10 protein-coding genes are annotated in these 7,954 nt (G+C 34.7%); 3 read left to right on the top strand and 7 right to left on the bottom strand.

From position 1 onward, the window contains the following. On the top strand, nt 1-181 hold a 181-nt coding region (locus ACE01P_RS14035; RefSeq protein ID WP_379698864.1), incomplete at its 5' end, for a hypothetical protein. 270 nt (nt 182-451) lie between these two features. On the opposite strand, the gene ACE01P_RS14030 is transcribed toward ACE01P_RS14035, so the two are convergent. From ACE01P_RS14030 to ACE01P_RS14000, 7 genes are all read right to left on the bottom strand, one after another. Next, on the bottom strand, nt 452-832 hold the full coding sequence (locus ACE01P_RS14030) for a putative quinol monooxygenase (protein WP_379698862.1): 381 nt from the start codon (nt 830-832) through the stop codon (nt 452-454). A 43-nt stretch (nt 833-875) separates the two neighbouring features. Next, nucleotides 876-1,508: a nitroreductase family protein gene (locus ACE01P_RS14025; RefSeq protein WP_379698860.1), complete on the bottom strand. Its 633-nt coding sequence runs from the start codon at nt 1,506-1,508 to the stop codon at nt 876-878. Nucleotides 1,509-1,565: 57 nt separating this feature from the next. Then, nucleotides 1,566-2,009 (bottom strand): nuclear transport factor 2 family protein, encoded by a 444-nt coding sequence (locus ACE01P_RS14020; RefSeq protein ID WP_379698858.1) that lies wholly within the window; start codon nt 2,007-2,009, stop codon nt 1,566-1,568. Between the two features lie 350 nt (nt 2,010-2,359). Continuing rightward, on the bottom strand, nt 2,360-2,908 hold the full coding sequence (locus ACE01P_RS14015) for an ankyrin repeat domain-containing protein (RefSeq protein WP_379698856.1): 549 nt from the start codon (nt 2,906-2,908) through the stop codon (nt 2,360-2,362). 16 nt (nt 2,909-2,924) lie between these two features. Then, nucleotides 2,925-4,253: an amidohydrolase gene (locus ACE01P_RS14010; protein WP_379698854.1), complete on the bottom strand. Its 1,329-nt coding sequence runs from the start codon at nt 4,251-4,253 to the stop codon at nt 2,925-2,927. A 145-nt stretch (nt 4,254-4,398) separates the two neighbouring features. Beyond that, a complete protein-coding gene (locus ACE01P_RS14005) occupies nt 4,399-5,196 on the bottom strand; it encodes an SDR family NAD(P)-dependent oxidoreductase (RefSeq protein WP_379698852.1) in 798 nt (265 codons plus the stop codon). A 25-nt stretch (nt 5,197-5,221) separates the two neighbouring features. After that, nucleotides 5,222-6,028, bottom strand: coding sequence for a helix-turn-helix domain-containing protein (locus ACE01P_RS14000; protein WP_379698850.1), 807 nt, complete (start codon nt 6,026-6,028; stop codon nt 5,222-5,224). Between the two features lie 273 nt (nt 6,029-6,301). Here ACE01P_RS14000 and ACE01P_RS13995 point away from each other — a divergent pair, with 273 nt between their 5' ends. Together ACE01P_RS13995 and ACE01P_RS13990 are read left to right on the top strand one after the other, a co-directional pair. Then, nucleotides 6,302-6,880 carry a TetR/AcrR family transcriptional regulator gene (locus tag ACE01P_RS13995; protein ID WP_379698848.1) on the top strand — a complete coding sequence of 193 codons (579 nt, stop codon included), beginning with the start codon at nt 6,302-6,304 and terminating at the stop codon, nt 6,878-6,880. A gap of 56 nt (nt 6,881-6,936) precedes the next feature. Beyond that, nucleotides 6,937-7,728: a glucose 1-dehydrogenase gene (locus tag ACE01P_RS13990; RefSeq protein ID WP_379698846.1), complete on the top strand. Its 792-nt coding sequence runs from the start codon at nt 6,937-6,939 to the stop codon at nt 7,726-7,728. Nucleotides 7,729-7,954 lie beyond the last annotated feature (226 nt).

The following is a 7,954-nucleotide window of genomic DNA, read 5'->3' as shown; positions in this document are numbered from 1 at the left end:
TTTCAAAGCGGGTGCAAAACTAAAACTTCTTTTTGTTTCCTGCAAGAAAAACTTAAAAAAAATTGAAGCTTTTTTTTTGCCTCATTTTTATAATCTTTCTTCCAATCTTTCAAAGAGCTCTACCCGTTTTGCGGAGTGCAAAGATAGCTCCTTTATTCGTATTTCCAAGCATCCGAAATGAGTTTTTTTGCTGTTTTTTTAAAACTTTTTCATAACTCACTGAAAACATTAAACTTGTATTTTAAAACCATTACACCTAATTAAGGATCTTTCCTACTTCATGAGTTTTTCAATAAACATATCGCATTACAAAAACATGAAAAACATTCTTTTTCCACAAAAAATAAAGGCAGGCAACTGAACAATTATCGAAATAACTCCATTTTTTATGGCAAAACAATGCGTAAAAAGATAGTTTGATTGCTCTACCGTTAAAAAATCGATTTTCAGATTATGAAACTTTCCCTCTTGGGTCATCAATATGCATTTTCAATATATCATAACGCACTCCTTCTCTATCAAGTATTCTTACTTCTCTAACCACTGTACTTAATGCGGTTAAAAATGTTTCCGAATTTTCATGACGTTCATATGCTTCTTGGTCTCTCCAGCCTTCCAAAAGATGAAAAGTATTTTCATCTGTCAAATCCTGTGAAAATGCATAATAAATACATCCTTCCAATTTATTCGCAGCAATCATTTCGGGAATAACTGCGTCTATAAAAATCTGTCTATCCTCCGGATGAACTTTATAGTAAGCACTTACTGTAATTTCCGTCGTTTGTGTTTTGTCGTGACTAGTAGAAGTTCCTACTTCAATATTTTTTTCCATTTCTTTTTATTTTTAGTTATTAAATCAATTCGATACTTATACCTTATATATAGGTAACAAAATCTTTAAAAGGTTTGCGTACTTTTTCATTCTTAAGATTCCAATCGTTCTCTACATCTCGATATCCTACAGCTAATAGCATTGAACTTCTAAGGCCTTTAGAACTCAGATCAAGAAACGCATCAAGACCCGCTGCGTCAAAACCTTCCATTGGTGTTGAATCAATCCCTTGAGATGCTGCAGCAATAATTGCCATGCCTAACGCTATGTTTGCTTGTTTTGCTGCGTGGTGAAAATTTTCCTCGATACTCATATTTCCAAAAAACTGTTTGGCAAAATTTCTCTGTCTTTCATAAGAAGATGATTCAGTATTTCGTTTTGAAACTAAATAATCAAAAACACCATCTATTCTTTTTTCTGTATATTGGTTCCAGACCGCGAAGATCAAAAGATGTGATGATTCAGTTACTGGAGCTTGATTCATTGCAATTGGCAGAATCTGCTTTTTAATTTCCGGATCGGTAACAACAATAATTTCATACGGCTGTAGTCCAATTCCTGAAGGAGCTAAGTGTGAAGCTTCTAAAATGATATCCATTTTGTTTTCTGGCACTTTCTCTCCCGTCATTCTTTTAGTTGCATACCTCCAGTTTAACAGTTCTATTATATTTTTCATTATTTCATTATTTTAAATTATAGTAATAAGATTCCTATCAGCTTGATTTACTTTACATTAAAAAAGTCCTAACTGACCTAAAAGCACTGTACCCGCACTATAACAATGGAAAGACTTTATTTTTCCGTTTTCAATTTTAAAAACATCACAACATGGTACTTCTATTTTTTTTCCAGTAGGATCAATTGTTCCTGATGAAAACTGAAGCGGTCCTTTATGAGTTCCGTTTAAAGATAGTTCTACCACTACAGTATTTTCATCATCTAATACATAAAGTTCATATAATTCTCTGTGCATATCTGGAAAAGCGGTTGCATAAACATCAACTGTCTTTCCGATATCTTCGCCATAATATTTAGTTCCTGCAGAGACATCCCAAAAATAGCCGTCATCTGCAAAAAGTTCTGTAAATGCTTTAGCATTCTGGCTTTCTGCCACACTGTAAAGTTTTCGGATTAATTTCTCGTTTTCTGAATTTAAATTCACAATTGAAGCTTTCATAATTATTCTTTTTAATGATTGTTTTGATTTGATTTCTAATTTTATAATGTTTGTTTCTTTTGAACATTACAAAGTTGCGTCTAATGCAAAACCTACACATTGATTAGAAATAAGTAAAAACTTGATCTAGATCAAGAGTTTAAAACAGAAATAAAAAAAGGAGCTTCAAGAGCTCCTTTTTTTATTAAATTATTCATTTATAAATACGACTAAATATTCTCTATGCTATTCCATTCTAAGCTATTATGATTTGATAATCCTTGCAATCTCTTTGTAGCCTAAACTTTCAGCATGCTGCAAAGGTGTTACGCCATCGTGATCTGGAATGTCCATTTTAGCGCCTGCATCTTTTAATATTTGAATAATTTCTTGGTTCCGTTTCCTAGTACAACGGCTTCCATCAATCCTGTCCATCCCAAACGATTAATATGGTTTATCGGAAAATCTTTTGTGTTTGCCAGCAGCCGCACTGTTTCTACGTGCCCACGTTCGCAAGCGGGAATTAAAGCAGAACCATTATATCGATTAAAAACATCAAAACGAGCCCCGTTGGCTAAAAATAATTTCAGCAATTCTATCTGTCCGCTTGCTCCAGCATATAAAAACGGACTATCTAAGTTATCTGCCTGTTGATTAACATCTGCACCGTATTTTACCAAAAGTTTCGCCATTTCAACATTTTTTCCATTCGTAGCAATAAGCAATAACGAACGTTTGCTTTTGTCGGCTGTATTAACTTTGGCGCCACTTATCAGTGCTTTTTCTACCGCATCAATATTATTTTCCTGAACGGCTTTTAAAATATCTTTTTCGTTCGTCATTTCTGTCGTTAGATTTTCTTTTGGTGAAGCCTGATAAGAGCTGAGCATCAAACCCAAGGCCAAAACAAGCAATTTCATTTTTTCCGATTTTAAATTAATAAACAATATTTCCTTTGTAAATCAATGATTTTACTGGTGAAATTCTCGAAACCGCTTCTGCAGAACAACTAGCATCAATTAAAACAATATCAGCATCATCACCTATTTTTGGCCATTGCTGCACGCCCTTATCATCTAAAGGAATCGGACCAGCTGTCGCTAATTTCAACATTCTAGACAAACCAAATTCTGAACTTTGCCCATATATCTGTGCAGCCACATTTGCTTTTTGCAATACACTTCCCGTTCCAAATGTGTTCCAATAATCTACGATACTGTCGTTACCAGTCATCACTGTTACGCCATGTTTCAGAAGAGTAGGAATAGGCATTGATCCACTAAGAGGAATAGTAGAGACAATCCCCACTTTTGCATCCGATAATTTTTCTGCGATGGCTTCCTGATTGTTTTTATCTAATGAAGCCAAAGCAAAAGCATGACTCACAAAAGTCTTTCCTTTTAAAACAGGATTTTCGTTTACTTTTTTAATCAAATATTCGATGGTATCTTGACCGGATTTTCCAGATTCATGCAAATGAATATCAATTCCTTTTTTATTGTCTAATGCCAACTGAACAGTTGTGTCCATTGTTTTTTCAATTGCACCGTCAACATTGGTAGGATCTAGACCGCCAATGAAATCGATATCCATTTTTGCAGCTTCTTTCATGTACGGCAATGAATCGGTATAATACAAACCGTGTTGCGGAAATGCAACCAATTCAGCACCAAAACTATCTTTTTTGTTTGCTAAAGCAATTTCTAGATTTTTTAGAGATTGTAATTTTGAAGTAGGTTCAATATTTACATGACTTCTTGCAAATGCAGACCCATTGGATTGCAATAGTTCAATTAGTTTTTCAGCTTTGTACGTTGAATTTTTGAGTAATTCGGGCATTATTTTCTGCTCTAACTCAATCATTCCTTTAATTCCTCCCGAACGACGCACTGCACGCCATTTTTCAGCATAAAGCGTTTTGTCCAAATGAATATGCATATCACGAAATGATGGCAGCATCAATAAACCTTTAGCATCTATCGCTTGAGATTTTGGCTGATTTGGTTTTATAGCCTTTATTTTCCCGTCGGCAATTTCTATCGTAAAAAGTTCTGTTTTTGTATCAATTACATTTTCTCCTTCATATTCAAATCCAGTTTCTAAACGGACATTTTTTAAGGTATAGCTATTTGCTTTTATTTTATTGCTTTGTTTATTTAATTCTTTATCAGCTGCATGTAAAACTCCTGGTAAAAGAGACAGTCCTGCAAAGCCTAATGCAGAGTTTCTAAGAAAATCCTTTCGGGATATCTTGTTATTGTCCATAATTTTCTTGATTTAATATAAAATCAAAGTTAATGATATAAATGCAGAGTATTATAAATTAAGACCATTTCAAAGTATACATTAAGCCAATTGATAGCTACTGAAACAATAAATCATAAAAAATATTCAACGGATGCAAACTCAATTATAGACATCTAATTGTACCTCCGTCTACCCTTAAAACTGCTCCACTAATATAATCGGCATAGGTACTACAAAGATAAGCTACCGCAGCAGCAATTTCCTCAGGATCACCGAATCTTCCAGCGTCATTTGGTATGAGTTCCTGAACAGCTTTATATTTGATTTCTTCCAGATCTGTTCCCCAATTGAACTTTGGTGCAGCATTAACCAGCCAATCTTCTACCATCGGGTTCATGATGGCGCCGGGAGAAACTACATTTGAAGTTATTCCCGAATCTTTTAATGATCTGGCCAGAGATACGGACATATTGTGTCTCGCGGCAAGGGTTGCATTATAATGTGGTTGCTCCTTAATAGGCTGGACTGCTAGTCCACCGCCGATATGAACTACTCTTCCCCAACCCAGTTTTTTCATCTGAGGCACAATGCGTTGCACCATTCTAACATAAGAAACAACATTATTATTGTAAATAGTTCCCCAGTCTTCCGCAGTGGCTTCTCCCCATGTCTTATGTGAAGTCTCGCCAGCATTATTAACTAAAATATTAATCCCTCCATTCTTAAGAGCCTGATCAGCAACAGCATCAGCGCCCTTATCTGTAGCCAGATCTCCTATGGCTAACTCTGCTGTTCCTCCCAAAGCAATAATCTCATCTCTAATTTTTCTTGCACGTTCTTCACTTCGTCCATGTATTATCACATGCGCGCCCTCTGTCGCTAAAAATTTGGATATTGCTTCTCCTAGTCCAGAACTTGAACCAGTAACAAGCGCTCTTTTTCCATTTAATTTTAAATCCATTGTTTTAATTTTTATTCTTAATAGTTTATTGTCTTGATGGCGCTTTGCCAAATGCTTTCTTATATGCATGAGAGAAGTGCGAGAGATCTACAAAACCGAGATCTAAATAAATCTCCGAAGGGCGATGTAGTTGCTGTTCAATAAGAAATCGTGCTTCTTCAAGTCTTTTTTTTACTAACCATCTGCTAGGCGTAACATCAAAAAGTGCAGCAAAATCTCTCTTAAATGCCGATAGACTTCTCCCTGTAAGAAAAGCAAATCTTTCTAGTGGAATATTATAACGGTAATGACCATTCATAAAAGCTTCCAAATCTAGTTTTCCTGGACTGTTGAATTCAAAAAGCATGTGTTTTAAATCAGGATCCAAATCTGCAAGAATCAGAATTAGCTCCTTCGTCTTTAGCCTAAGCATATCTGAATCCAGTTTTCCATTTTCATAATAGGGCATCATGGCACTAATGAAATTTTGCAGCATTTCATTATCTTTAACTAGCTTCACTGGCTCGCCACTATAATGGTCTGTGATTTTAATGTGGGATTCTTTAGCAATTTCCTGCAACGTATATTGATCAATATGAAATGCTAGAGATTTAAATCCAACAGATTCAGTCCGTTTAATGTATTTGGCTAGCTGATTGCGTTTAAAGAAACGGCAGTCTCCTGCTTTATAAGTAAATTTCTGGTCTCCTATCCATACCTCATGGCTGCCACTTATGATATAGCTGAAAATATGATCTGCTACAAATGCTTCGCCCTGCGGATCATTCCCTTGATAATGATTCCGTACAAACTTTGGTGATAAAAGCGGGGATTGTTTTTGAGTTTCTCCCATGATTTCTATTACATTTTTAGTACAACATTAATTCTGAGGCAAATTTCCGCATTAAAGCAATAATCAACTTGGCTGAAAAGTCCAATTTACTTTGTTTAAAAGTTCAAATGAAAAAATTATAATAGCTAAATCAATTCAATGCTGAATCAATTTGAATTTCTAAAAAGAAAATGATTTTCAAGAAGGCTTTCTTTCTAAAACAAATTCCTTAAAGAAAAGTTATATTTTATAATTTTTATCTTAAATGAATATTTTTTCATTTAACTTTACTACATGAGACCTTTAGACCCAGAAAAAAGAGAGAAAATTTTAAAGTCTGTATATGCGCTTACCGGCAAACAAGGATTGGCTAGCGTTAATATTTCAGGCATAAGCAAAACAGCTGGAATTGCCACTGGAACACTTTATACTTATTTCAAAAACAAGGAAGAGCTTGTACAACTGGCCTATGCAGCCGTGGAGGATAAAATGACGCAAGAAATGTATCGTGATTTTGATATAAATATGCCTATAAGACAATCGCTTAAGCAAATTTATATCAATATGCTCAACTACAGGCTAAAGAATTATGACGAAACCGTATTTATTGACCAATATGTACAGTCTCGATATATACAGATAAATTTCTCAAAACAGCTGGCTGAGTATGAAATACAAAATAAACCGCTATATGATCTTTTAGAAAAGGGACAACAAGAAGGAATTATTAAAGCATTAGACGCCATTATACTAATCAGTTTTTTTGATGGTGCAGTACGCTCGTGCTCTACGGGTATCATCCAAAAACTCTTTCCATTGAGCCAGCAGCTTATGGACGACTGTTTTGATATGGTATGGAGAGGAATGATCTAATGATTTAAATTTTAAATGAATAATTTTTCAATTAATAAATATTAATACTAAATATTATGAGCATTTTTAAAGATAAAACAATTGTAATTACTGGAGCAGCAATGGGATTAGGATTGGCAGCAAGCAAAGCCGTGGCAGTAAAAGGAGCTAATCTTTCTATTGTAGATTATAACGCCGAAGCACTTGAAAAGGCTAAAGCAGAAATCCTGTCAGTAGCGCCCGCTGCTAAAATCATAACTATAGTTGCCGACGTTTCAGACGAACAGGCAGTAAAAAATTATGTTGACAAAACAGTTGAGGAGTTTGGACGTATAGATGGACTATACAATAATGCAGGTATCGAAGGAAAACAAGCTTCTATAGTTGACTATGACATCAATATATTCAAAAAAGTAATTGACATCAATCTTATGGGAGTTTACTACGGGTTGAAATACGTGATTCCTGTAATGCAAAAACAAGGCGGAGGAAAAATTGTAAATGTTGCTTCTGTTGGCGGAATCAGAGGTGTTGTTAATCAGATGCCATATGTAGCGAGCAAGCATGCCGTTTCTGGTATGACCAAAAATGCCGCTATAGAATACGGTAAGGATGGAATATATACCAATGCAATTGCACCTGGAGCTATCCTGACTCCAATGGTTGCAGAAGCTTTCAAACAAGTAAATCCAGCCGACCCGAAAGCTGCAGAAACAACATACGCACAAAGAAATCCTACCAGACAACTTGGAAAACCTGAAGATGTAGGTAATCTTGTTGCTTTTTTACTTAGCGATGAATGCCAGTATGTAAATGGACAAACCATTGCAATTGATGGAGGAGAATCAAACCTTTATGGAAATTCATAAAACCAAAAAACTTTATTTAAAAGCGGATTAATAGTATATTCTTTAATCCGCTTTTTTTATTCTAATCAATGAAATAATAACTTAAAATCTTCTAAAAAAAAGTTTCCAATAAAGCGTACTGGATTAAGGCTTGTACTACAAGTTTTATAATAATTTTAAAAACAGGTAAAAATACTGTGCTGAAAATCAAATTATTATCCTAACTTTAGTCATATTTCTGAACAGA

It is taken from the genome of Flavobacterium sp. HJSW_4 (assembly GCF_042436695.1).
Classification (GTDB): domain Bacteria; phylum Bacteroidota; class Bacteroidia; order Flavobacteriales; family Flavobacteriaceae; genus Flavobacterium.
This window is presented reverse-complemented; position numbering and strand designations above follow the sequence as displayed.

Excerpts from the sequence above, each read along its gene's own strand:
- ACE01P_RS13995 (WP_379698848.1), top strand. The coding sequence starts at position 6,302 with ATGAGACCTTTAGACCCAGAAAAAAGAGAGAAAATTTTAAAGTCTGTA.
- ACE01P_RS14000 (WP_379698850.1), bottom strand. The coding sequence starts at position 6,028 with ATGGGAGAAACTCAAAAACAATCCCCGCTTTTATCACCAAAGTTTGTA.
- ACE01P_RS14030 (WP_379698862.1), bottom strand. The coding sequence starts at position 832 with ATGGAAAAAAATATTGAAGTAGGAACTTCTACTAGTCACGACAAAACA.
- ACE01P_RS14010 (WP_379698854.1), bottom strand. The coding sequence starts at position 4,253 with ATGGACAATAACAAGATATCCCGAAAGGATTTTCTTAGAAACTCTGCA.
- ACE01P_RS14025 (WP_379698860.1), bottom strand. The coding sequence starts at position 1,508 with ATGAAAAATATAATAGAACTGTTAAACTGGAGGTATGCAACTAAAAGA.
- ACE01P_RS14020 (WP_379698858.1), bottom strand. The coding sequence starts at position 2,009 with ATGAAAGCTTCAATTGTGAATTTAAATTCAGAAAACGAGAAATTAATC.
- ACE01P_RS14015 (WP_379698856.1), bottom strand. The coding sequence starts at position 2,908 with ATGAAATTGCTTGTTTTGGCCTTGGGTTTGATGCTCAGCTCTTATCAG.
- ACE01P_RS14005 (WP_379698852.1), bottom strand. The coding sequence starts at position 5,196 with ATGGATTTAAAATTAAATGGAAAAAGAGCGCTTGTTACTGGTTCAAGT.
- ACE01P_RS13990 (WP_379698846.1), top strand. The coding sequence starts at position 6,937 with ATGAGCATTTTTAAAGATAAAACAATTGTAATTACTGGAGCAGCAATG.